Here is a 23,801-nt window from a genome sequence, read left to right as displayed (position 1 = left end):
TCTATGTCGATTATCTATGTACTCTATAACGAAAACCTGACTATAAGTGGATTGTGATCAGAAGCAACGGTCGTTAAAACTGTTGCACTCAGAACGTTTAACTCACGGTAAAAAACAAAATCTAAGGGTTTACCAAATACAATCGTTCGGTGATCATCATTAAAATAGACTTCTTTTAATCCCATACGTTGAGCAAAACGCTCCAGCACTTTAAACCGGCGACGACTCCATGCATTAAAATCGCCAGCAAATATCACCGGTCCATCATGGATACTGATATAGATACCAATGTTATTCAACTGCCGGCTGTAAACATCAATACCAAAGCTAAAATTGATGGCATGTACATTAACCACCATTAATTGTCGATCATCAGATAAAGGATAAATTGTGATAAGTGATGATTTTGAAAGCCTGATTATCGGTTCTTTTTCCCGTAATGGACAACAATAGATGGGGGAAGCAGAAGCTAATGTCATTACACCTGACGGATGTTGGGGGATAGCAAATGCAGGTACTTGATCTGCAACCAAACCACTAGCTGCGACAAACTTCAGTAAATCAGGTGTCGTTTGTGCTTCTTGCAGTAAGATAAGGTCACTCTTCTCAGTTAAAGAGGCTAAGACATTTTGCCATAATGGATGTTGCTGTTTATGGATATTCCAAATCGCAACAGAAAATCCGCTATTATCGGCAAGAAGAGGCTCTCCAAGTGGTCGTGAGGTTTCTCCAACTAGCTGTTTCGAAACAGGGAAAACTCGCTCTACAGGTTGTCCGGCAACATATCTCACAGCATAGTTTTTTTTGCGTGTGATTTATTTTCGAACGGATTTTTCTTACGTAACTATTTCGTATCAAGTGGCCCCCAACCTACCTCAATGCTATTTCCTCCATTAATATGACATCTCAATAACTGATTGCAACTTCTGCCACAAGAAATTCAGCAAATAGCAAAAAACCCCTGAGATTTCTCTCAGGGGTTTATCTAAATACGGTGGCGGTGCGGACGGGACTCGAACCCGCGACCCCCGGCGTGACAGGCCGGTATTCTAACCAACTGAACTACCGCACCACCGAATTGCTTTTTCCATGCTGCCTTTTGTACCAGCAACATCTTTAAATGAATGTCTGGCAGTGCCCTACTCTCACATGGGGAGACCCCACACTACCATCGGCGCGCCGGCGTTTCACTGCTGAGTTCGGCATGGGGTCAGGTGGGACCACCGCGCTATTGCCGCCAGACAAATCCTGTCTTCAATCCCGAACAAGCTGATGACTGTCTCTGTCTTTCTCTGAAACTGTTTTCGTCTCTCAACCCCAAAACACCTTCGGTGTTGTCAGGTTAAGCCTCTCGGAGCATTAGTACCGGTTAGCTCAACGTATCGCTACGCTTACACACCCGGCCTATCCACGTCCTCGTCTCGAACGTTCCTTATGTGTCCTCTCAGGGACAAGGGAAGACTCATCTTAAGGCAAGTTTCCCGCTTAGATGCTTTCAGCGGTTATCTCTGCCGCACGTAGCTACCGGGCAATGCCATTGGCATGACAACCCGAACACCAGCGGTGCGTCCACTCCGGTCCTCTCGTACTAGGAGCAGCCCCTTTCAATCTTCCAGCGCCCACGGCAGATAGGGACCGAACTGTCTCACGACGTTCTAAACCCAGCTCGCGTACCACTTTAAACGGCGAACAGCCGTACCCTTGGGACCTACTTCAGCCCCAGGATGTGATGAGCCGACATCGAGGTGCCAAACACCGCCGTCGATATGAACTCTTGGGCGGTATCAGCCTGTTATCCCCGGAGTACCTTTTATCCGTTGAGCGATGGCCCTTCCATACAGAACCACCGGATCACTAAGACCTACTTTCGTACCTGCTCGCGCCGTCACGCTCGCAGTCAAGCTGGCTTATGCCTTTGCACTAACCTCACGATGTCCGACCGTGATTAGCCAACCTTCGTGCTCCTCCGTTACGCTTTGGGAGGAGACCGCCCCAGTCAAACTACCCACCAGACACTGTCCGCAACCCGGATAACGGGTCCACGTTAGAACATCAAACATTCAAGGGTGGTATTTCAAGGATGGCTCCATGCAGACTGGCGTCCACACTTCAAAGCCTCCCACCTATCCTACACATCAAGGCTCCATGTTCAGTGTCAAGCTATAGTAAAGGTTCACGGGGTCTTTCCGTCTTGCCGCGGGTACACTGCATCTTCACAGCGAGTTCAATTTCACTGAGTCTCGGGTGGAGACAGCCTGGCCATCATTACGCCATTCGTGCAGGTCGGAACTTACCCGACAAGGAATTTCGCTACCTTAGGACCGTTATAGTTACGGCCGCCGTTTACTGGGGCTTCGATCAGGAGCGTCGCGTTGCCGCTAACCCCATCAATTAACCTTCCAGCACCGGGCAGGCGTCACACCGTATACGTCCACTTTCGTGTTGGCACAGTGCTGTGTTTTTATTAAACAGTTGCAGCCAGCTGGTCTCTGCGACTGGCTTCAGCTCCGGGCGCACGGCCCTTCACCTCATGCCAGCGTGCCTTCTCCCGAAGTTACGGCACCATTTTGCCTAGTTCCTTCACCCGAGTTCTCTCAAGCGCCTGAGTATTCTCTACCTGACCACCTGTGTCGGTTTGGGGTACGATTCAATGTTACCTGATGCTTAGAGGCTTTTCCTGGAAGCAGGGCATCAACCACTTCACCACCGTAGTGGCTCGTTATCACGCCTCAGTGTTATGGATGACCGGATTTGCCAGGTCACCCCACCTACACGCTTCAACCGGGACAAACCGTCGCCCGGCCGGCCTAGCCTTCTCCGTCCCCCCTTCGCAGTAACACCGAGTACAGGACTATTAACCTGTTTCCCATCGACTACGCCTTTCGGCCTCGCCTTAGGGGTCGACTCACCCTGCCCCGATTAACGTTGGACAGGAACCCTTGGTCTTCCGGCGAGCGGGTTTTTCACCCGCTTTATCGTTACTTATGTCAGCATTCGCACTTCTGATACCTCCAGCAGGCCTCACGACCCGCCTTCACCGGCTTACAGAACGCTCCCCTACCCAACAATATATTCATATCGCTGCCGCAGCTTCGGTGCATGGTTTAGCCCCGTTACATCTTCCGCGCAGGCCGACTCGACCAGTGAGCTATTACGCTTTCTTTAAATGATGGCTGCTTCTAAGCCAACATCCTGGCTGTCTGAGCCTTCCCACTTCGTTTCCCACTTAACCATGACTTGGGGACCTTAGCTGGCGGTCTGGGTTGTTTCCCTCTCCACGACGGACGTTAGCACCCGCCGTGTGTCTCCCGTGATAACATTCTCCGGTATTCGCAGTTTGCATCGGGTTGGTAAGTCGGGATGACCCCCTAGCCGAAACAGTGCTCTACCCCCGGAGATGAATTCACGAGGCGCTACCTAAATAGCTTTCGGGGAGAACCAGCTATCTCCCGGTTTGATTGGCCTTTCACCCCCAGCCACAAGTCATCCGCTAATTTTTCAACATTAGTCGGTTCGGTCCTCCAGTTAGTGTTACCCAACCTTCAACCTGCCCATGGCTAGATCACCGGGTTTCGGGTCTATACCCTGCAACTTCGCGCCCTGTTAAGACTCGGTTTCCCTGCGGCTCCCCTATGCGGTTAACCTTGCTACAGAATATAAGTCGCTGACCCATTATACAAAAGGTACGCAGTCACCCCACCACTAAGCCCCCTCGGCCTGATTTTGTCGGTTGGGCGGCGCTTCGCTTCGCCAACCGGCATCAGACAAAAGATGCGTTGCGGAGTTCACCACTGGCCAAAACTGGCTTAGTGGTGGGGCTCCCACTGCTTGTACGTACACGGTTTCAGGTTCTCTTTCACTCCCCTCGCCGGGGTTCTTTTCGCCTTTCCCTCACGGTACTGGTTCACTATCGGTCAGTCAGGAGTATTTAGCCTTGGAGGATGGTCCCCCCATCTTCAGACAGGATACCACGTGTCCCGCCCTACTCTTCGAGCTCGCAATACCGGCGCCTTCGGATACGGGGCTGTCACCCTTTACTGCCGGCCTTTCCAGACCGTTCTCCTGGCGCTGATATTGTTGATGGCTCTGGGCTGCTCCCCGTTCGCTCGCCGCTACTGGGGGAATCTCGGTTGATTTCTTTTCCTCGGGGTACTGAGATGTTTCAGTTCCCCCGGTTCGCCTCATTCACCTATGGATTCAGTGAATGATAGTGCAACGGATTGCACTGGGTTTCCCCATTCGGACATCGCCGGCTGATAGGGCTTCATATCAGCTCACCGGCGCTTTTCGCAGATTAGCACGTCCTTCATCGCCTCTGACTGCCTAGGCATCCACCGTGTACGCTTAGTCGCTTAACCTCACAACCCGAAGGTGTCTTCGAATTGGAGTATGTTGAGAGACGCATCAATATCGTCAAGGACCCTATTGATGGTTTCAAATTTTCAGCTTGTTCCAGATTGTTAAAGAGCAAATATTTCACAATACACTGATGATTCTCAATATATTCTGAAATCAGGTTAAGAGCAGATAAATGGTGGAGCTAAGCGGGATCGAACCGCTGACCTCCTGCGTGCAAGGCAGGCGCTCTCCCAGCTGAGCTATAGCCCCAGATATCATGTATCAGCATCCTGCTCAATTCGCTTAGCCACCGAAGATTTCAACGCGGGTCACGCCGTGTGCGTAAGCACATGAGTCACGCAGCGCCTGAAGATCCAGGGACAAGCAGAATTGGTAGGCCTGAGTGGACTTGAACCACCGACCTCACCCTTATCAGGGGTGCGCTCTAACCACCTGAGCTACAAGCCTGTGCCGATACTGTCTCTTTCTTTCATCAGACAATCTGTGTGAACACTCACAAGTTACCATCATTCGGTTAAGGAGGTGATCCAACCGCAGGTTCCCCTACGGTTACCTTGTTACGACTTCACCCCAGTCATGAGTCACAAAGTGGTCAGCGCCCTCCCGCAGGTTAAGCTACCGACTTCTTTTGCCACCCACTCCCATGGTGTGACGGGCGGTGTGTACAAGGCCCGGGAACGTATTCACCGTAGCATGCTGATCTACGATTACTAGCGATTCCGACTTCATGGAGTCGAGTTGCAGACTCCAATCCGGACTACGACAGACTTTATGAGTTCCGCTTGCTCTCGCGAGGTCGCTTCTCTTTGTATCCGCCATTGTAGCACGTGTGTAGCCCTACTCGTCTGGGCCATGATGACTTGACGTCATCCCCACCTTCCTCCGGTTTATCACCGGCAGTCTCCTTTGAGTTCCCACCATCACGTGCTGGCAACAAAGGATAAGGGTTGCGCTCGTTGCGGGACTTAACCCAACATTTCACAACACGAGCTGACGACAGCCATGCAGCACCTGTCTCACGGTTCCCGAAGGCACTTCAGCATCTCTGCCAAATTCCGTGGATGTCAAGAGTAGGTAAGGTTCTTCGCGTTGCATCGAATTAAACCACATGCTCCACCGCTTGTGCGGGCCCCCGTCAATTCATTTGAGTTTTAATCTTGCGACCGTACTCCCCAGGCGGTCGATTTAACGCGTTAGCTCCGGAAGCCACACCTCAAGGGCACAACCTCCAAATCGACATCGTTTACGGCGTGGACTACCAGGGTATCTAATCCTGTTTGCTCCCCACGCTTTCGCACCTGAGCGTCAGTCTTCGTCCAGGGGGCCGCCTTCGCCACCGGTATTCCTCCACATCTCTACGCATTTCACCGCTACACGTGGAATTCTACCCCCCTCTACGAGACTCCAGCCAACCAGTCTTAGATGCCGTTCCCGGGTTAAGCCCGGGGATTTCACATCTAACTTAATTGGCCGCCTGCGTGCGCTTTACGCCCAGTAATTCCGATTAACGCTTGCACCCTCCGTATTACCGCGGCTGCTGGCACGGAGTTAGCCGGTGCTTCTTCTGCGGGTAACGTCAATCGTGAGCCCTGTTCAGACTCACGCCTTCCTCCCCGCTGAAAGTACTTTACAACCCGAAGGCCTTCTTCATACACGCGGCATGGCTGCATCAGGCTTGCGCCCATTGTGCAATATTCCCCACTGCTGCCTCCCGTAGGAGTCTGGGCCGTGTCTCAGTCCCAGTGTGGCTGGTCATCCTCTCAGACCAGCTAGGGATCGTCGCCTAGGTGAGCCCTTACCCCACCTACTAGCTAATCCCATCTGGGTTCATCCGATAGCGTGAGGCCCGAAGGTCCCCCACTTTGCTCCAAAGAGGTTATGCGGTATTAGCCACCGTTTCCAGTGGTTATCCCCCTCTACCGGGCAGATCCCCAGACATTACTCACCCGTCCGCCGCTCGTCAGCAAAAGTGCAAAAGCCCTTTCCTGTTACCGCCCGACTTGCATGTGTTAGGCCTGCCGCCAGCGTTCAATCTGAGCCATGATCAAACTCTTCAATTAAAAGTGTTTGATGCTCAAAGAATTCCACTGTTCAGTATCGCAATGAATTAACTGTTTCAGTCACTCTTCAAGACTTGAATCTTTTTCGCCTTGCGGCGTTGATCGTGTCCTGCGAGTGCCCACACAGATTGTCTGATTAATTTGTTAAAGAGCATGGGCAACCGAACTTTCGTTCCGGGTTGCGAGGTGGCGTATCTTACGCTTTCCTCTCAGCGTGTCAAGCCTTTATTTTCGCGGCTTTCAACTCTTGTCATCCCGACTGGTTTGTGTGTTTGTCGTGACAACGGATGCGCATTATAGGGAGCCTTCGAATTTACGCAAGCATTTTTTATAATTTTCTTTCCAATCGAACAAAATTTAAGCAAAAGAGTTATTTTTGCCTATTTTTTATTACATTTGGCAGTTCTGCAAGGCTATTAATGACCAAATCGGCAGCCTGTTCTGCTTCTTGTGTTACAGGCTTCCCTGTACGTACGAGCACCTTAATTCCGACATTAGCGGCATTTGCTGCTAGCATATCTTCTATTTTGTCTCCCACCATATAAGAAGCTGCCATATTAATATGCAGTGCTTTTTGTGCATCAAGTAACATTCCTGATTGTGGTTTGCGACAATCACAGTTCTTTTTATAGTGTTCATCACTTGCTTCTGGATAATGTGGACAATAGTAGATACCATCAAGATCAACACCCCGGTCCGCAAGTGACCAATCCATCCATTCTGTTAATTGTAAGAACTGATTCTCAGTGAACATTTCCCGGGCAATTCCCGATTGATTTGTTACTAATACCAATGCATAGCCCATTTTTTTCAATTCAAGCATGGCTTCAATCGTGCCATCAATAAATTGAAAATTATCTATTTCATGGACATACCCATGATCAATGTTGATCGTGCCGTCACGATCTAAAAATACGGCGGGAATACCTTGAGTCACCTGATTGCTCCAAGAATGTACTGAACAAACAGTATCGCATGATTTGTTAGTGAATGAGAATGCAGCATTTAATTTATTCCTAGTTGACTTAGACGTCTAGACGCCTTAACATCCACTTTAATTCATGACTTGTTGCAAATGCTTTCAAGTTACTCACTTTTATATCTCTAAGAAAAACATAAAAATGATAAGACTGACTCAGATAAATAAAGTATTTCAACAAGGAACGCGCAGTATAAAAGCACTTTCTGATATCAATCTGCATGTCCCGCAAGGGCAAATTTATGGTGTGATTGGTTCCTCTGGAGCCGGAAAGAGTACTTTGATTCGCTGTGTGAATATGCTTGAACGCCCCACTTCCGGTCAGGTACTCGTTGATGGGCAGGATTTAACTTCTCTTTCAGAACGTGAACTGACTCGTGCCCGTCGTCATATTGGAATGATTTTCCAGCATTTTAATCTGCTGTCATCCAGAACGGTATTTGACAATGTGGCACTACCTTTAGAATTGAATAACACCCCAAAAGCAGAAATAAAAACAAAAGTTGATGAATTACTGGAATTAGTCGGTCTTTCTGAGAAACGTGATGCTTATCCTGCTAACTTATCTGGTGGTCAGAAGCAGCGTGTCGCCATCGCCCGTGCTCTGGCAAACTCACCAAAAGTACTTTTGTGTGATGAGGCTACCAGTGCGCTGGATCCAGCAACAACGCGCTCTATTCTGGAATTATTGAAAGATATTAATCGTCGTTTAGGGTTAACCATTTTGTTGATTACCCATGAAATGGATGTCGTTAAACGCATTTGTGACCAGGTTGCAGTAATTAGCGGTGGGCAGTTGATTGAACAGGATGTGGTTAGCGAAATATTTTCTCATCCTAAGACGCCTGTTGCTCAAGAGTTTATCAAGTCCACACTGCATTTGGATATTCCTGAAGACTATCAGCAAAGATTACAATCTGAATCAAATCCGGATAGCTGCCCATTATTGAAACTGGAATTTACGGGCAAATCCGTTGATGCTCCGCTAATTTCCATGGCAGTACGTCGTTTTAATATCGATATCAGTATATTGAGTTCTCAAATGGACTATGCCGGTGGTGTTAAATTTGGCGTTATGCTGGCTGAATTGGACGGCGAAAATAGCAGTATTGAATCAACAATTGCGTTCTTAAAAGAGCATCATGTAAAAGTAGAGGTTCTCGGTTATGTCTGAAGGAATGATTTTATTATTGGCTAAAGGAGTCTGGGAAACTCTGGTAATGACTTTTGTTTCCGGCTTTTTTGGTTTCGTGATCGGTTTACCTGCCGGAGTACTTTTGTATGTTACTCGCCCTGGGCAGATTATAGAAAACGGTACGCTATACCGCACACTTTCTGCTCTGGTAAACATAACTCGTTCAGTTCCATTCATTATTTTGCTGGTGTGGATGATCCCTTTCACCCGGCTGATTGTGGGAACTTCAATCGGGTTACAGGCAGCGATTGTTCCTTTAACTGTTGGTGCAGCACCTTTTATTGCGCGCATGGTAGAAAATGCGTTATTAGAAATTCCGTCCGGGTTGATCGAAGCAGCGCGAGCAATGGGTGCAACACCATTCCAGATTGTCAAAAAGATTCTGCTACCTGAAGCATTACCTGGTTTGATCAATGCAGCCACAATTACCTTAATTACATTGGTTGGGTACTCTGCTATGGGTGGTGCTGTTGGTGCCGGAGGCTTGGGTCAGATTGGTTATCAATATGGTTATATTGGCTACAATGCAACCGTGATGAATATCGTATTAGCATTATTGGTTGTCTTAGTATTCTTAATTCAATTAGGTGGCGACCGTTTAGTTAAGGCCGTAAATCGTAAATAATCCAACCAGTGTGCCGATTAACGGCACCTATACCCGATAGTTTTTAGACGGCAGTAAACAAAGCTGTAACTTAAAATTAAAAGGTATATTACCGGGCTTACATCCAAAAGCCTCATTATAAGTAGTACGCAATAACTTGATAAGACAGGTTATAAATCAGTATTCGATAGGGGTAAAAATATGTCAGTGAAATTAAAATCCATTGCTGTAATCGGGGCATTATTGGGAACACTCGCACTTGCAGGCTGCGGTCAAGAACAGAGGGACCCAAACCACATTAAAGTGGGTGTCATTGCAGGGCCTGAATTACAAGTCGCTGAAGTTGCGAAACAAGTAGCGAAAGAGAAATATGGCCTTGATGTTGAACTGACAACATTCAATGACTATGTTCTGCCGAATGAATCACTGAGCAAGGGGGACATTGACGTCAATGTTTTCCAGCACAAGCCTTACTTAGACCAGCAAACAAAAGAGCGTAACTATAAACTGGCAATTGTTGGTAATTCTTTTATCTATCCAATGGCCGCTTACTCTAAGAAAATTAAATCACTGGACGAACTACAGGATGGTTCTCAGATTGCTATACCAAACGATCCAACCAACCAGGGGCGTGCTCTGCTGTTATTACAAAAACAGGGCCTAATCAAATTGAAAGATGGTGTCGGCCTGCTGCCAACAGTTCTGGATATTACCAGCAATCCTAAGCAGTTAGATATTGTTCAACTGGAAGCACCACAATTACCACGTTCACTGGATGACCAGAAGATCGCTTTGGCACTTATCAATAATACTTATGCAGGACAGATTGGTTTAACACCAGAACAAGATGGTATCTTTGTTGAAGATAAAAATTCACCTTATGTAAATATCATCGTCAGTCGTGAAGACAATAAAGATGCTGAAAATGTTCAAAAATTTGTGAAAGCCTATCAATCACCTGAAGTCGATCAGGAAGCCCAAAAAGTTTTCAAAGGTGGCGCAATAAAAGGCTGGTAACCTTTCATATTTAGGCAATCAAGATTAAAATTCTGGGGCGGATATTTTTATCCGCCCATTTTTATTGGAGAAAGGAGTGCTTTTCATCATCGTTTCACCAATACTCAATCATCCCACACACTGATTCAATCAGAATAAGGATTCATCTCAATGCGTATGTTATCTGTCTGTTTCTTGGTGCTTTTTATGGTTGGGTGTACTTCTCTGCCAACTCAGGTTGATAAAACTGATAGGCCGGCTCCAGAGACGGAAAACTATTCAGTCAGAAAAAACCAGAGTGCAACTTATGTCCGGTTATATACAAAACCAGACGAACTATTAGGCTCGCCATTTAAAGATCTCGGTATCGTTGCAGGGGAATCCTGCCGCAATACACTACAAGATCCTCCAGCAAGTATTGCTGTTGCACGACAGAAAATGCTGGCAAAAGCGTCTGGCTTGAATGCTAATGCCGTTCTACTGCATCAATGTGCAATCCTGTCTGGTCAGGGGTGCTATCAGATTGCTATCTGTGAAGGCTCAGCGGTGAGAACCACTCATTAGTCATTATCACGTTATTTATTAATAAAAGTATTCGGTACTGAAAAAGGCTTATGGCAGATTTTCATTTTACTCAAATAGGAACGATTCACTCTCCTTACAAAGAGAAGTTTGCCATTCCTCGTCAGCCGGGTTTGGTGGAAGATGGCATCGGTCAACTCGAATTGCTCGCCCCTTATAATCAGGCAGATACTGTGCGGGGATTGGAACAATTCAGCTATCTCTGGATTGTTTTCGTTTTTCACCAAACGATGAATGGCGGCTGGAACCCGTTGGTTCGTCCTCCCCGCTTAGGTGGCAATGCTAAAATGGGCGTATTTGCTACCCGCTCAACCTTCCGCCCTAATCCGATCGGCATGTCTTTAGTTGAGTTGAAAGGCATTGATTGTCAAAATAATCGTGTCCTACTGCAATTGGGTAGTCTGGATTTAGTAGATGGCACACCCGTGCTCGATATTAAACCCTATCTACCTTTTGCTGAATCACGCCCTGAAGCCAAAGCAGGATTTGCTCAGGCTGCACCAGATGCAGATATGGATGTTTGTTTTTCGCCAACCGCAGAACATCAACTTTTATATCATCAGGCAAGTTATCCTCAGTTACGGCGTTTTATCCGCCAGGTTTTAGCTCAAGACCCGCGTCCCGCCTACCGTAAGAAAGAGCAGGAAAAACGAGTATATGCCGCTCATATACTGGATTTCAACGTACGCTGGCTGGTTAACGATACCATAACGGAAGTAGTTTCTATCGAACCGCGCTAAAACCCCTTTTGACATCGCAAACTCACTGGTAGACTAGCGGCTTACTTTATTTTCTGGGCTGGGTGGCCCTATCTTATTTCGCCATCCAGAAGCAACTTGCTATCCAATGGAAACTTACTATGCGTACTAGCCAATATCTGCTCTCTACTTTAAAAGAGACGCCTGCTGATGCAGAAGTAGTCAGTCATAAGCTGATGCTTCGTGCCGGAATGATCCGTAAACTCGCTTCTGGTCTTTACAACTGGATGCCGACTGGTGTCCGCGTGTTGAGAAAAGTTGAAAACATTGTTCGCGAAGAGATGAATAATGCTGGAGCGGTTGAGGTTTCCATGCCGGTAGTTCAGCCAGCAGATTTGTGGCAGGAAAGTGGCCGTTGGGTACAATATGGCCCGGAATTACTGCGCTTGGAAGATCGCGGTGCCCGTCCTTTTGTTCTGGGGCCAACCCATGAAGAAGTCATTACTGATCTGATCCGAAACGAAGTAACTTCCTATAAACAACTTCCATTAAATCTGTTCCAGATCCAAACCAAATTCCGTGATGAAGTGCGTCCACGCTTTGGCGTAATGCGTTCACGGGAATTCATAATGAAAGATGCTTACTCTTTCCACACCAGTCAAGAGTCTCTGCAAGAGACTTACGACAAAATGTACGATGCCTACAGCAAGATCTTTACCCGTATCGGGCTGGATTTCCGCGCAGTTCAGGCAGATACAGGTTCTATCGGTGGTAATGCTTCCCATGAATTTCAGGTTTTGGCAGCCAGCGGTGAAGACGATATCGTTTTCTCTACAGAATCTAGCTATGCAGCAAATATCGAACTGGCTGAAGCGGTCATGCCATCTCAGGAACGTTCAGCGCCAACAGAAGATATGCGTCTGGTGGATACACCAAATGCAAAAACCATTGCTGAGTTAATAGAACAATTCAATCTGCCGATTGAGAAAACGGTCAAGACACTGCTCGTCCATGCCGCAGAAGAAAGCGGACACAAACTGGTGGCATTACTGGTTCGTGGTGACCATGAATTGAATGAGATCAAAGCAGAAAAACTGTCATTGGTGGCCAGCCCGCTAGAGTTTGCTACCGAAGAAGAAATTCGTGCTATCGTCAAAGCTGGCCCTGGCTCTTTAGGCCCGGTGAATCTGCCTATACCTGTTATCATTGACCGCAGTGTATCCGTTATGAGCGACTTCGGTGCAGGTGCTAACATTGATGATAAACACTATTTTGGCATTAACTGGGAGCGTGACCTGCCTCTGCCAGAAATTGCAGATATTCGTAACGTGGTTAACGGTGATATCAGCCCGGATGGTCAAGGTACATTACAAATCAAACGTGGTATCGAGGTTGGTCATATCTTCCAACTCGGCACAAAATACTCGGATGCCCTGAAAGCAACTGTACAGAACGAAGATGGTCATAACCAAGTTGTTACAATGGGATGTTACGGTATTGGTGTGACCCGCATTGTCGCGGCTGCCATTGAGCAGAATCACGATGATCGCGGTATTATTTGGCCAGATGCGATTGCGCCATTCCAGGTAGCAATTTTGCCAATGAACATGCATAAATCCTATCGTATAAAAGAGGTTGCCGAAAAACTGTATGCTGACTTATGTGCCAGCGGTATTGATGTAATTTTCGATGACCGTAAAGAGCGTCCAGGCGTGATGTTTGCAGATATGGAACTGATGGGTGTGCCACATACTCTGGTTATCGGTGATCGCAATCTCGATAATGGCGAAATCGAATATAAATGCCGCCGTAATGGTGACAAACAGATGCTGAAACTGGAAGACGTGGCTGGCTTCCTGAAAAGTAACATTAAACAATCTTAATTCTGATTAAGCATCCAGCCTGCCGTCAGGCAGAATCAGTAACAAAAAACCTGCGTACTCAATGCGCAGGTTTTTTTATATATGGCAGAAAATATCACTTCTTACTTTTTAGTCTGGCAAGAAGACGATTTATCAAAACGGATCTTACCTGTCTGAATCAGAGCATTATCAAACAATCCATCTTCCATTGAGGGGCGAAGCGTATAATATCCTTCCACTTCCACATAAACAGGCTTTTCACCTTCCACGCCCGTTGCGCTGTAACCCCGTTCCAACTCAATATTTTCCGATGCATCATAGAATTTTCCGCTGTGGCATTCGATAAAAGTAGCACTGTCAGCAAAATAGCGATATTCACCTGCCAGTTTCCTCGGTGTCACCTTTGCCAACTTATAATTTAATTCTGACTGAATCGGCTCACCTCTGATATCCAGCATAACAAGATCCTCTCCTGTCATCTGGTAATAGGCTTTTTCACCCTCATCATTGGTTAAATTTATCTTTTTGCCATTGACGATCCAATGCCCTGTTTCAAAAAAGGGTTTTTTCTTGTCCGGATTTCAAATAAGTTTGTCCCAGAATATATGTGCCATCATTTGAAAGCTGTAAGGTAGTCTCAATACCGTCGCAATCGGCACAAGGTATCACACCGTTAAACACCTTCTCATTGATTCGGAATTGATTTTGAGGTGTCGAATCATTCTGATGAGCAGAATTATTCTGGCACCCAACCGCTGTTAGCACTCCTGACGCGACAAGAGCAAGTAGTATGTTTTTATTCATCGCCATTCTCATTCAATAAACCCAGCAGATATACCATCTTTATAACATCAGTCTTGTATAAGATATGAAGTTTTCTTTATCAGGTTGACATTACTTTACCGTATCTCAAAATTCACAGTGAAAAACCAAGTAATAATGGCGTAATTTTGTTGCGTAATGGTAAAGTAAGGATTTAACCTACTGACTTTTTCAATGTAACTCAACAGACTTATCCAGTAATCTAAGGAAAAGTTACTGTGCTATAGTCGTAGGTAGCATTTTTGCATTTGAGTTTGGTCAATCACGGGCGGCACGATAACCGCCACTAACATAGTGGTGAGCAAATATGTCTATAGATACTGAATATCAACCAATTAACTGTGATGATTACGATAGCCTTGAGCTAGCTTGCCAAAGCCAGCTTCACTTACACATCCAGTTGCGGGGTGGTGAAATATTTGAGGGAAAAGCTAATAAATTGATTTTGAGAAAAAAAGTCGAATATATTCTCGTAGAATCAAATGAAGAAACCCGTGAATTAAGATTAGATCACATTATCAGTTTCAGTAATCCAGAAATTGGAACAATTGTTATTGAGCATTCTTCATTATAAATGGCGCGTAGAATGCGTTTACTACACAACAAAGGCTGACTACATAACAAAAAGTCCTCACTTTATACGAGGACTTTTATCGTTGAAAAGTAAATTTTTCCATATAAATCAAATATAAAAAACATTCCTCTTGCCATTTTTTCATGGTACACGCAAGCCTCAATTCCAGATACAACGGTCGATGCTCCAGTACCAATGAAAAAGCCTAATAATGCGTTATGCTCATCAAAAAATAGTATGCCTGCATCTACAACAAATGTGTTAGCCCAATAATTAGTTCTATATCTCAAGAGTTTTTCATAATCACTGGTGTAACATTTCCCCCAATATTTCCCCCACCCAAGTGTACCTAACGCATCTCCCTTTCCGTTAAATGTCCGATCAGTGCTACTTAAATAAACAGTAATGTGTGTTTCAAATATAAGACTAGAAATACTAAAAGTTGCTTTATAAAAACTACTTGTTTCAATCAGAACAAATGCTTTACATATTTCATCAATCTTATTTTGATCCAATTTATCTTTCATTGCTGTAGAAAATGCCTGTACAATTTGAAGTTTAATTTCACTCTCATTAATTCCAGTACTCATAACAATAACCTTACTCAAAATGAAACACCAAATAAATCACAGAATTATTTTCATAATAGAGTTATATTTAAAATATTTTCCAAAAAAGCTGTGACATCATCTGATTACCAAATATTCTTTATTATTCACTCATCTGAGAGTAAATTGGGTTAAGTTTATAGTACGATTTATTTTTATAATAAATAACTCTACAAGATCAAACCTACTTGAATTTATAATCGGCTTTATCTCTTAAAAATCATCCTGTATTTTAAAATTTAGTACGCATTTGTATAATTTCAATAATAAATTATTTCTATTTTGCATTTTTTAACTTATAGCGTTAACAACTAAGAATTAATTCATTAAATAACAAGAGATTACATTATTCCTAATGTAATCTCCTAAAACCGCAATCCAGGCCGCTACCGATGAGTAACTAAGCATGAGGTAAAATAGTACGAGGTAAAATTTTCTGCCATTGAACTGAAAAACCCATGTCTTCAGCCAAAAGTTGCCCTTCTTTCGTTACAAAAACCCCCAATGCTGCAATGAGCTTATCATCATAGTAAAGCAATGGCGTTCTTTCCCTGAGCCAGGGTGCCACACCAAGTTCCTGCCATAACTTTTTACTATGGCGGGAATGCTGCCGCCCCACGATGCTAATATTTCCCTGAATTCCAAAGCGGATTGTAACCCGCTCATTATTCTTAGGTGCTCTGATGTTAACCGTATCTCCTTTATTCCCTTCACTTTCGGAAAGGAAAAGTGTTCCCAGACCATCTGGTAATGGCAATTCCTGTTCTGTATTCCATTCAATAACCATACCAGCAAGTGATTGATATTGAGACACTAACCATAACTGTTGTCGATAACGGCGAATGTCAAACTGTCCTAACCTGAAACAAGGTTCTGCATCCTGTCGGGAAAGTGCGACTTCTGACCAGATCCGCTTAAGTTGTTCACGAGCAGGCATTTTCACTCCATACCGATTGAACCACCGACGCAGTAATGCGTTACGTTTAGCCTCAGAGTATGTTTCCAAAGGGGGAATTACTATTGCTCCCTCTGGAGTTATCAGCGAATTCAATAAATCATCAAGCAATTCATCCAGTAATTGCTCTTGCTCACCACACAAACCGGCACTACGGGAAACCGCTTGTGAAAAGTGTGGCCAACGCTGGTTAAGCAGTGGCATGATATTCAAACGCAGGAAATTGCGATCATACCGATCGTCCTGATTACTATCATCTTCAACCCATTCCAGCCCTTGTTCTTGCGCATAACTCTCTAATTCTGCACGGCTGACATTCAGTAATGGGCGAATGAGCGTTGTCTCAGCAAATGACATAGAAGATGGCATAGAAGATAAACCAGCCGGGCCACTCCCCCGTTTTAATGCCAACAAAAATGTTTCAGCTTGATCATCAAGGTGTTGTGCCGTTACCAGAATCTCATCCTGTTGCAATGCATGCCGAAAAACCTGATAGCGAGCATCACGAGCCGCAGCTTCAATACCTTTCTTCCGGCTATCCAGGTTCACTCTTTCGGCATGGAAATCAACCTGCCAGTCAGCACAAATCTGGCGACAATGAGCAACCCAATCATCCGCTTTTGCGTTTAAACCATGATGAATATGGACTGCCCTTAATGTCATTGAGTTCTGTTTATCACAGCCCGCTTGTAAAGATTGCTGGCGCAGACGAACCAGTAAATGCAGCAACACGGTAGAATCCAGTCCACCACTAAACCCGACTAAAATTTTTTTATGTGTCCCTATCTGATCAGTCAATGCAATCATCAGAGACTCATGTGCACTATTCATTGTGGATAATACTCTTTTTTTAATTTGGAATATCAATCTTCAATCAAATCATCTGACAATTTATTTTTCGTCGAAGTTTCATTCCTTTTACTGATACAAAGTAACCCGGATATGATAACAAGTCCTAATCCCACCACATAGGCCGGAACGAATTCATCACCAAAGAACAAAATCAGCCACATCATCGACAATATTGGTGATAAAAATAAGATCGAGGCAATTTTCGGTGAATCAGGACTACTCATAGCCTTGAACCAGATAATATAAGATATCCCATTCAATATGATGCCATTTAGCAATGTTGGCATCAGTGAATCTCCCACAGGCCACTGGAATCTGCTGAACACCAATAAAAATACGAGAGAGACTACAGTTGAGTTAGCAAAAACCCAGAACGTACTGATATAAGGATCAATAGCAAAGTGTTTTGATAAAACAGACAGTAAAGCAAAACAGAACGCTCCGCTAAACACCAGTAATAAAGCCTGTGGGTGTTGCACAGAAATTTGGGTGACATTACCTTGAGTAAAGGTGATGACAATTGCAATAAAACCAATTGCTATACCTATCATCTGCTTGATAGACAATTTCTCTTTAAACAGGATAAATGACAGCCCGATTATCATCAACGGCCAGCTATATTGAATGACCAAAACAGCAACACCATTTTCGATGGAATAACCATAGTAGAGCAGTAAATAAAAGAAACAGTCCAAAGCCCCTAATATAAGGACCTTAATCATTACAGGAAAAGGAATAAATAAGAGTTGCTTCCAGTTTCTCCCCATCATAACCGCAACCAGAAAGACAGCCAAAACAGACAGTACATTTGACCAGAATAAAAATTGGAAATGATCCATCTCTTTCTGACCAAAACGTGATATAGATGGAATAAAACTCCAAATGAATACACAGGAAAACGCATAAATAATATATTTATTGAGCATAGAATAAATCCATTATTAAAGAATATTGACATTCTGTAAGAAATTTTAGAGAACATAATAGCTTGAGATCATTATTTCCACCACAAAAATCACAATGCCGACATATCTCCCTGATGCCTCTTATTACACTTAGCCGTAGAGCTTATGGGAAAAGTACTATATCTTTTTTCTGTGTAAAATTATTACCTGAACTTAAAACTAGATTAATCAATACGCTAAAAGATGGAATAGTGACCGGAGAATATCAGACAGATTATTCAAAATATCAAGGAGAAATCGTAAATTTAAATATAACCGTCGTCTTTCAAGTTGCCTCTTTGTTGGCCTATACTCTTTTTTACAACTACACCCCGAACACCGTTTTTATAAACATATAGTTTCTATGCTACCGGGGATTAGTTCCCTTGCCGCCACGACGCAATTTGAAACCCATTGGGTATATACTGATTTTTATCCCAAGAATAATATTATTAACTTTTTAAACATCCCCATATGAGTATACTTATACTTTTTGAATTAACTTATAGCAATAATAAATATTCATTCTATTATATTTAATAATAGAATGAAATTGAACAATATCAGTGTAATGAATAACATAATCTCTATTATCTAACAAATAATTTTGATATTCTAATTTCTAATATCAATGCCAGGATAAGCATGGCGAATAAGTCTAGTCACAAAGATTACTAATATTACTTTTACAATATCTCCAGGAAGGAAAAAAGAGTACCTACATAAACTCAGTTCAGCAAAAAAAATTACTCATTGTGCCTATAATAGCGTTGTTAATCTCAGCATTTACTGAAGATTATAATCTATCAATATGGACACTGACAGGAACTTTTCTTATCTTAGCCGGTAACTATATAATCATAGATAATCAAGCCAATAACACTCAGAAAAACTCTAAATAGTTTTTATTAGTATACAATGCAATAATTAATCTGGCTCAGAGTCTTACAGGGATTGTAGTCAGGATGCGTTAATAGTTTCACTGATGGGTTGAATTTTCAAATCATCCGGTAGTAACTATAACTGTATATGCAGGAGAAATTTTTTAATCCCTAGAAAAGGATGGCTCAAATGACAAACCATCCAAATATCATGAATTAACGGTATTTCTTAAGTTAGGCTTATAGAGCTAACCTAAAGAAATTGGGGATATAAACGACAATAACCCCAATATTAAGCTAATCGGTCAGAAATATTTTTTAAAATAGCTTAATGAAATAACAGCCAAATATTAGCAATAGCCGTACTGCATTAAACGTTCATAACGACGGTTCACTAATTCTTCACTGCTGAGCTCACTCAATTCAGTAAGATCAGCCAGTAATTGTGCTTTCAGCGTACCTGCTATTACTTCGTAGTTACGATGTGCACCACCTAATGGTTTCCGGGACCACTGAATCAACCAGTTTCAGCTCTTTCAGGCGAGGTGCTGTATTTCCCATCGCTTCTGCTGCCAAAGGTGCTTTGTCAGCACTTTTCCATAAAATGGAAGCACAACCTTCCGGCGAGATGGTAGAAAACGTGCTGTATTGCAACATATTCACTTTATCACCAACACTCAGTGCCAATGCACCACCAGAGCCACCTTCACCGATAACCGTACAGATAACAGGCACAGACAAACGGGACATTTCACGTAGGTTACGAGCAATAGCTTCTGACTGACCACGCTCTTCTGCTCCCACCCCCGGATATGCGCCCGGAGTATCAATAAAAGTGATGATTGGCAGTTTGAAACGCTCTGCCATTTCCATCAATCGCAAAGCCTTGCGATACCCTTCCGGAGATGGCATACCAAAGTTACGACGGATCTTTTCTTTTGTCTCACGCCCCTTTTGATGCCCGATTACCATCACCGGACGACCATCAATACGCGCCAATCCACCTACTATCGCTTTGTCATCTGCATAAGCACGATCACCGGCCAATTCTTCAAAATCAGTAAAAATGCGCTGAATATAATCCAGTGTATAGGGACGAAGGGGATGACGTGACAGTTGAGAAATCTGCCATGCTCCCAGATCAGAGAAAATTTTGCGGGTCAGCTCTACACTTTTTTCCCGCAGACGCTGGACTTCTTCATCCAGATTGATATCTAGCTTTTCGTCTTGACGGCTAACTGCGGTGAGCGAATCGATTTTCGCCTCCAGCTCGGCAATCGGCTGTTCAAAATCCAGAAAATTCAGACTCATAACGTTCCTATTTTAGTCAAATTCTAATTCTACCTGCTCGCTACCCAGCAGAGTTCGTAGATCTGTCAAAAGGGTATCCGTTGGAGTTACCCGCCATGTTGCCCCGAATCGTAAACGGGCACGGGCATCCACCCGCTGGTAATAAAGATGAACCGGTATCGTACCTGAACGGTGTGGCTCCAATGTTCCACGGAGACGGTTCAATAATTGTTCATCAATTTGCCTGTCTGACAACGAGATAGCAAGCCCACGTGCAAATTTTTCACGGGCCTCACTGATGTCCATTAATTCCCGGGCTGTCATTTTAAGCCCACCACTGAAGTCATCAAAGCTGACTTGTCCGGTTGTGATTAAAATTTTGTCCTTCTCCAGCAAGTGCTGATATCTTTCCAGGGCATCAGAGAACAACATGACTTCCAGCCGCCCTGAGCGATCATCCAGTGTGCAGATACCAATCCGATTACCCCGTTTGGTCGTTACAATTTTGGATGCCAGCACCAAACCTACCACAGTTGTCACTTGCCCACGAGGTGTTGGATTCACATCTTTTAGACGTAATCCATTCGTATATCGTTCAATCTCTTTTAAATAACCGGTGATCGGATGACCGGTTAAATATAGCCCCAGGGTCTCCCGCTCACCATCCAATACCACCTGATCCGGCCATTTTGGCGTACTGGCATATGAACTCTCAACCTGTTCAGGTTCTTCTGCCAGTACGCCAAACATATCTGTTTGCCCAATGGCCTCAGCCTTGGCATGTTGATCCGCTGCTTTCAGAGCATCTTCCAGTGAGGACATTAAGGCTGCCCGGTGTGGCCCCAACCTGTCGAATGCCCCTGACATAATCAGTTTTTCCATCACTCGGCGGTTCAGTTTTTTAATATCAACGCGGGCACACAGTTCAAACAGCTCTTTAAAATGTCCACCTTTCTGACGAGCTTCAATAATGGCTTCAATCGGCCCTTCACCAACACCTTTGATCGCGCCAATGCCATAAACAATTTCGCCTTCATCATTAACGTGAAAATGGTACAAACCGCTATTAATATCAGGAGGCAGAACTTTCAGCCCCATACGCCAGCATTCATCTACCAGACCAACGACTTTCTCTGTATTATCCATATCAGCCGTCATTACAGCAGCCATAAATTCTGCCGGATAATGGGCTTTTAGCCATAATGTCTGATAAGAAACCAGCGCATAGGCAGCAGAGTGGGATTTGTTGAAGCCATAACCTGCGAATTTCTCCACTAAATCGAAGATTCTCATTGCAAGTTCGCCATTTATCCCCTGTTTTACCGCGCCATCTTCAAATACTGAGCGCTGTTTAGCCATCTCCTCCGGTTTTTTCTTACCCATCGCACGGCGTAGCATATCTGCACCACCAAGGGTATAACCTGCCAACACCTGAGCAATCTGCATCACCTGTTCCTGATACAAGATGATGCCATAAGTTGGCTCTAGTACAGGCTTTAATGACTCATGTTGCCATTCGACATCCGGATAAGAAATTTCTTCCCGCCCATGTTTACGGTCGATAAAGTTATCCACCATGCCTGATTGCAGTGGCCCTGGACGGAACAGTGCTACCAAAGCGATCATATCTTCAAAACAGTCTGGGCGCAGACGCTTGATCAAATCTTTCATGCCACGGGATTCAAGCTGGAACACAGCTGTCGTTTCAGAACGTTGCAGCATGTCAAAACTTTTCTGGTCATCCAGTGGAATTGCCGCAATATCAATCGGTTCCAGATTTTTCTTGGCGCGACGTGCATTTACCATCTCAAGTGCCCAGTTGATGATGGTTAATGTTCTCAGTCCGAGGAAGTCAAACTTCACCAATCCGGCATATTCCACGTCATTTTTATCAAACTGGGTAACCGGGTTCTGACCTTCTGGATCGCAGTAAATAGGAGCGAAATCGGTGATTTTAGTCGGCGCAATAACTACCCCGCCCGCATGTTTACCTGCGTTACGAGTTACCCCTTCCAATTTACGCGCCATATCAATCAGCGCTTTGACTTCTTCATCTGCTTCGTAAATTTCAGGCAACTGAGGCTCTGCCGCAAATGCCTTTTCCAGCGTCATTCCCGGATCAGAAGGAACCAACTTTGATATTCGATCAACGAAGCCATAGGGATGTCCAAGTACTCGCCCAACGTCACGAATTACCGCTTTTGCCGCCATCGTACCAAAAGTGATGATCTGTGACACTGCATCCCGCCCGTACATATCAGCAACGTGTTCAATAACCTGATCGCGTTTTTCCATACAGAAATCGACATCAAAGTCAGGCATGGAAATACGTTCTGGGTTAAGGAAACGTTCGAACAGTAAGTCGAATTCAAGTGGATCGAGATCAGTAATTTTCAGGGCATATGCGACCAGAGAACCTGCACCAGAACCACGCCCCGGGCCTACTGGTACACCGTTGTCTTTCGACCACTGGATAAATTCCATCACGATCAGGAAGTAGCCCGGAAAACCCATCTGGTTGATCACTTTCAACTCAACATCCAGACGCTCATCATATTCTGTGCGCTTTTCTGCTCTGATTGCCGGATCAGGATAAAGGAATGCTAAGCGCTGCTCTAAACCCTGTTTTGATTTTTCAATCAGATAGTCTTCCGTGCTCATACCCCCTGTCGGGAATTTTGGCAAGAAATATTCATCAAGACGGATCGTAACATTACAACGTTTCGCAATTTCTACGCTATTTTCTAATGCTTCAGGGATGTCAGAAAAAAGCTCACACATCTCCTGTTCACTGCGCAGATATTGCTGAGGGCTGTATTTTTTCGGACGCTTGGGATCAGAGAGTGTATAGCCGTCATGGATAGCAACTCGAATTTCATGGGCCTCAAAATCTTCACTTTCCAGAAAACAGACATCATTGGTTGCTACAATCGGCAGGTTTTTTTCTGCTGCTAATTCAATAGCAGCATGAAGATAAGTCTCTTCATCCTGACGTCCGGTGCGGGTGAGTTCCAGATAGTAGCAATCTGGAAAGTGCTCCTGATAAAAATTGAGGCATTGCTCAACTAACACATGGTTGCCACGCAGCAAAAATTTGCCGACATCGCCCATACGTCCACCGGACAGCAATATTAGTCCCGCTTTATATTTTACCAGCCACTCTTGTTTGATGGTTGGGCCAATTGCCCCATAGCCTTTCTGATAGGCTTCGGAAATCAGTAAGGTCAGATTCTGATAACCTTCATTATTGCGGGCCAGAATGGTCAGATGGGCGTATTCATCGCCCAACTGATCGCTTTCCATGTAGAAATCGGCCCCAATTATGGGCTTAATACCTGCACTATGGGCACTACCATAGAATTTCACCAAGCCACACAGATTAGTAAAATCCGTGATTGCAAGTGCAGGCATACCAAGTTTGGCCACTTTTTTTACCAGTGGACCTGTTTTGGCTAAGCCATCAATCATTGAATAATCGCTGTGAACACGTAAGTGCACAAAACGTGGTTCTGTCATAGTCTGCCCAGATACTTATTCCAG

Annotated in this window: 15 protein-coding genes, 3 tRNA genes, 3 rRNA genes and 1 pseudogene; 7 read left to right on the top strand and 15 right to left on the bottom strand. The window is 44.5% G+C overall.

The genetic code is table 11. The features are described from left to right. Nucleotides 1–23: 23 nt before the first annotated feature. The 8 genes from BDD26_RS08655 to gmhB form a co-directional block, all read right to left on the bottom strand. A complete protein-coding gene (locus BDD26_RS08655) occupies nt 24–791 on the bottom strand; it encodes an endonuclease/exonuclease/phosphatase family protein (protein WP_244922691.1) in 768 nt (255 codons plus the stop codon). Nucleotides 792–995: 204 nt separating this feature from the next. Continuing rightward, nucleotides 996–1,072 (bottom strand) — tRNA-Asp (locus tag BDD26_RS08650). Nucleotides 1,073–1,126: 54 nt separating this feature from the next. Then, nucleotides 1,127–1,242: ribosomal RNA gene (rrf, locus tag BDD26_RS08645) — 5S ribosomal RNA — on the bottom strand. Between the two features lie 96 nt (nt 1,243–1,338). Further along, nucleotides 1,339–4,358 (bottom strand): 23S ribosomal RNA (locus BDD26_RS08640). 174 nt (nt 4,359–4,532) lie between these two features. Beyond that, nucleotides 4,533–4,608: transfer RNA gene (locus tag BDD26_RS08635), tRNA-Ala, on the bottom strand. Nucleotides 4,609–4,729: 121 nt separating this feature from the next. Next, a tRNA-Ile gene (locus tag BDD26_RS08630) sits at nt 4,730–4,806 on the bottom strand. Between the two features lie 68 nt (nt 4,807–4,874). Then, nucleotides 4,875–6,419: ribosomal RNA gene (locus BDD26_RS08625) — 16S ribosomal RNA — on the bottom strand. The 16S, 23S and 5S rRNA genes sit together here with 3 tRNA genes alongside, the layout of an rRNA operon. A gap of 370 nt (nt 6,420–6,789) precedes the next feature. Next, nucleotides 6,790–7,356 carry a D-glycero-beta-D-manno-heptose 1,7-bisphosphate 7-phosphatase gene (gene gmhB, locus BDD26_RS08620; protein WP_115826280.1) on the bottom strand — a complete coding sequence of 189 codons (567 nt, stop codon included), beginning with the start codon at nt 7,354–7,356 and terminating at the stop codon, nt 6,790–6,792. Nucleotides 7,357–7,540: 184 nt separating this feature from the next. On the opposite strand from gmhB, the gene metN reads away from it, so the two are divergent. The 6 genes from metN (at nt 7,541) to proS (ending at nt 13,356) form a co-directional block, all read left to right on the top strand. After that, on the top strand, nt 7,541–8,572 hold the full coding sequence (gene metN, locus BDD26_RS08615) for a methionine ABC transporter ATP-binding protein MetN (protein ID WP_038259763.1): 1,032 nt from the start codon (nt 7,541–7,543) through the stop codon (nt 8,570–8,572). Further along, on the top strand, nt 8,565–9,218 hold the full coding sequence (locus BDD26_RS08610) for a methionine ABC transporter permease MetI (protein ID WP_038259762.1): 654 nt from the start codon (nt 8,565–8,567) through the stop codon (nt 9,216–9,218). The genes metN and BDD26_RS08610 overlap by 8 nt, the downstream gene beginning before the upstream one ends. Before the next feature lie 180 nt (nt 9,219–9,398). Then, nucleotides 9,399–10,214 carry a MetQ/NlpA family lipoprotein gene (locus BDD26_RS08605; RefSeq protein WP_038259761.1) on the top strand — a complete coding sequence of 272 codons (816 nt, stop codon included), beginning with the start codon at nt 9,399–9,401 and terminating at the stop codon, nt 10,212–10,214. A gap of 150 nt (nt 10,215–10,364) precedes the next feature. After that, the gene (rcsF, locus tag BDD26_RS08600) at nt 10,365–10,757 is read left to right on the top strand and encodes an Rcs stress response system protein RcsF (protein ID WP_038259760.1); all 393 of its coding nucleotides are present in this window, start codon (nt 10,365–10,367) and stop codon (nt 10,755–10,757) included. Between the two features lie 50 nt (nt 10,758–10,807). Further along, the gene (tsaA, locus tag BDD26_RS08595) at nt 10,808–11,515 is read left to right on the top strand and encodes a tRNA (N6-threonylcarbamoyladenosine(37)-N6)-methyltransferase TrmO (protein ID WP_115826278.1); all 708 of its coding nucleotides are present in this window, start codon (nt 10,808–10,810) and stop codon (nt 11,513–11,515) included. A 119-nt stretch (nt 11,516–11,634) separates the two neighbouring features. Further along, complete coding sequence (gene proS, locus BDD26_RS08590) at nt 11,635–13,356, top strand: proline--tRNA ligase (RefSeq protein WP_115826276.1); 1,722 nt, start codon at nt 11,635–11,637, stop codon at nt 13,354–13,356. A 101-nt stretch (nt 13,357–13,457) separates the two neighbouring features. Here proS and BDD26_RS20630 read toward each other — a convergent pair whose 3' ends face one another. Together BDD26_RS20630 and BDD26_RS20625 are read right to left on the bottom strand one after the other, a co-directional pair. Continuing rightward, the gene (locus BDD26_RS20630; protein ID WP_342353462.1) at nt 13,458–13,793 is read right to left on the bottom strand and encodes a hypothetical protein; all 336 of its coding nucleotides are present in this window, start codon (nt 13,791–13,793) and stop codon (nt 13,458–13,460) included. 94 nt (nt 13,794–13,887) lie between these two features. Then, nucleotides 13,888–14,139, bottom strand: a complete 252-nt coding sequence (locus BDD26_RS20625) for a copper resistance protein NlpE N-terminal domain-containing protein (RefSeq protein WP_342353461.1) — start codon at nt 14,137–14,139, stop codon at nt 13,888–13,890. Nucleotides 14,140–14,464: 325 nt separating this feature from the next. On the opposite strand from BDD26_RS20625, the gene rof reads away from it, so the two are divergent. Next, entirely contained in the window at nt 14,465–14,731 is a 267-nt protein-coding gene (rof, locus tag BDD26_RS08580) for a Rho-binding antiterminator (RefSeq protein WP_038259752.1), read from the top strand. 62 nt (nt 14,732–14,793) lie between these two features. Here the strand turns inward: rof and BDD26_RS08575 are convergent, their stop codons facing one another. The 5 genes and pseudogenes from BDD26_RS08575 to dnaE all read right to left on the bottom strand — a co-directional run bounded on the left by BDD26_RS08575 (nt 14,794) and on the right by dnaE (nt 23,777). Continuing rightward, the gene (locus BDD26_RS08575) at nt 14,794–15,321 is read right to left on the bottom strand and encodes a VapA/VapB family virulence-associated protein (RefSeq protein ID WP_038259750.1); all 528 of its coding nucleotides are present in this window, start codon (nt 15,319–15,321) and stop codon (nt 14,794–14,796) included. 418 nt (nt 15,322–15,739) lie between these two features. Continuing rightward, nucleotides 15,740–17,125 (bottom strand): tRNA lysidine(34) synthetase TilS, encoded by a 1,386-nt coding sequence (gene tilS / locus BDD26_RS08570; RefSeq protein ID WP_115826274.1) that lies wholly within the window; start codon nt 17,123–17,125, stop codon nt 15,740–15,742. Between the two features lie 32 nt (nt 17,126–17,157). Further along, nucleotides 17,158–18,072 (bottom strand): DMT family transporter, encoded by a 915-nt coding sequence (locus tag BDD26_RS08565; protein ID WP_115826272.1) that lies wholly within the window; start codon nt 18,070–18,072, stop codon nt 17,158–17,160. 1,249 nt (nt 18,073–19,321) lie between these two features. Further along, a pseudogene (gene accA, locus BDD26_RS08560) lies at nt 19,322–20,282 on the bottom strand (acetyl-CoA carboxylase carboxyl transferase subunit alpha). Between the two features lie 12 nt (nt 20,283–20,294). After that, nucleotides 20,295–23,777, bottom strand: coding sequence for a DNA polymerase III subunit alpha (dnaE, locus tag BDD26_RS08555; protein WP_115826270.1), 3,483 nt, complete (start codon nt 23,775–23,777; stop codon nt 20,295–20,297). Between the last annotated feature and the right edge of the window lie 24 nt (nt 23,778–23,801).

The organism is Xenorhabdus cabanillasii (assembly GCF_003386665.1).
GTDB lineage: Bacteria > Pseudomonadota > Gammaproteobacteria > Enterobacterales > Enterobacteriaceae > Xenorhabdus > Xenorhabdus cabanillasii.
This window is presented reverse-complemented; position numbering and strand designations above follow the sequence as displayed.

Coding starts and splice junctions, on each gene's coding strand:
- metN (WP_038259763.1), top strand. CDS start 7,541: ATGATAAGACTGACTCAGATAAATAAAGTATTTCAACAAGGAACGCGC.
- BDD26_RS08610 (WP_038259762.1), top strand. CDS start 8,565: ATGTCTGAAGGAATGATTTTATTATTGGCTAAAGGAGTCTGGGAAACT.
- BDD26_RS08605 (WP_038259761.1), top strand. CDS start 9,399: ATGTCAGTGAAATTAAAATCCATTGCTGTAATCGGGGCATTATTGGGA.
- rcsF (WP_038259760.1), top strand. CDS start 10,365: ATGCGTATGTTATCTGTCTGTTTCTTGGTGCTTTTTATGGTTGGGTGT.
- tsaA (WP_115826278.1), top strand. CDS start 10,808: ATGGCAGATTTTCATTTTACTCAAATAGGAACGATTCACTCTCCTTAC.
- proS (WP_115826276.1), top strand. CDS start 11,635: ATGCGTACTAGCCAATATCTGCTCTCTACTTTAAAAGAGACGCCTGCT.
- BDD26_RS20630 (WP_342353462.1), bottom strand. CDS start 13,793: ATGCTGGATATCAGAGGTGAGCCGATTCAGTCAGAATTAAATTATAAG.
- BDD26_RS20625 (WP_342353461.1), bottom strand. CDS start 14,139: ATGAATAAAAACATACTACTTGCTCTTGTCGCGTCAGGAGTGCTAACA.
- rof (WP_038259752.1), top strand. CDS start 14,465: ATGTCTATAGATACTGAATATCAACCAATTAACTGTGATGATTACGAT.
- BDD26_RS08575 (WP_038259750.1), bottom strand. CDS start 15,321: ATGAGTACTGGAATTAATGAGAGTGAAATTAAACTTCAAATTGTACAG.
- tilS (WP_115826274.1), bottom strand. CDS start 17,125: ATGAATAGTGCACATGAGTCTCTGATGATTGCATTGACTGATCAGATA.
- BDD26_RS08565 (WP_115826272.1), bottom strand. CDS start 18,072: ATGCTCAATAAATATATTATTTATGCGTTTTCCTGTGTATTCATTTGG.
- dnaE (WP_115826270.1), bottom strand. CDS start 23,777: ATGACAGAACCACGTTTTGTGCACTTACGTGTTCACAGCGATTATTCA.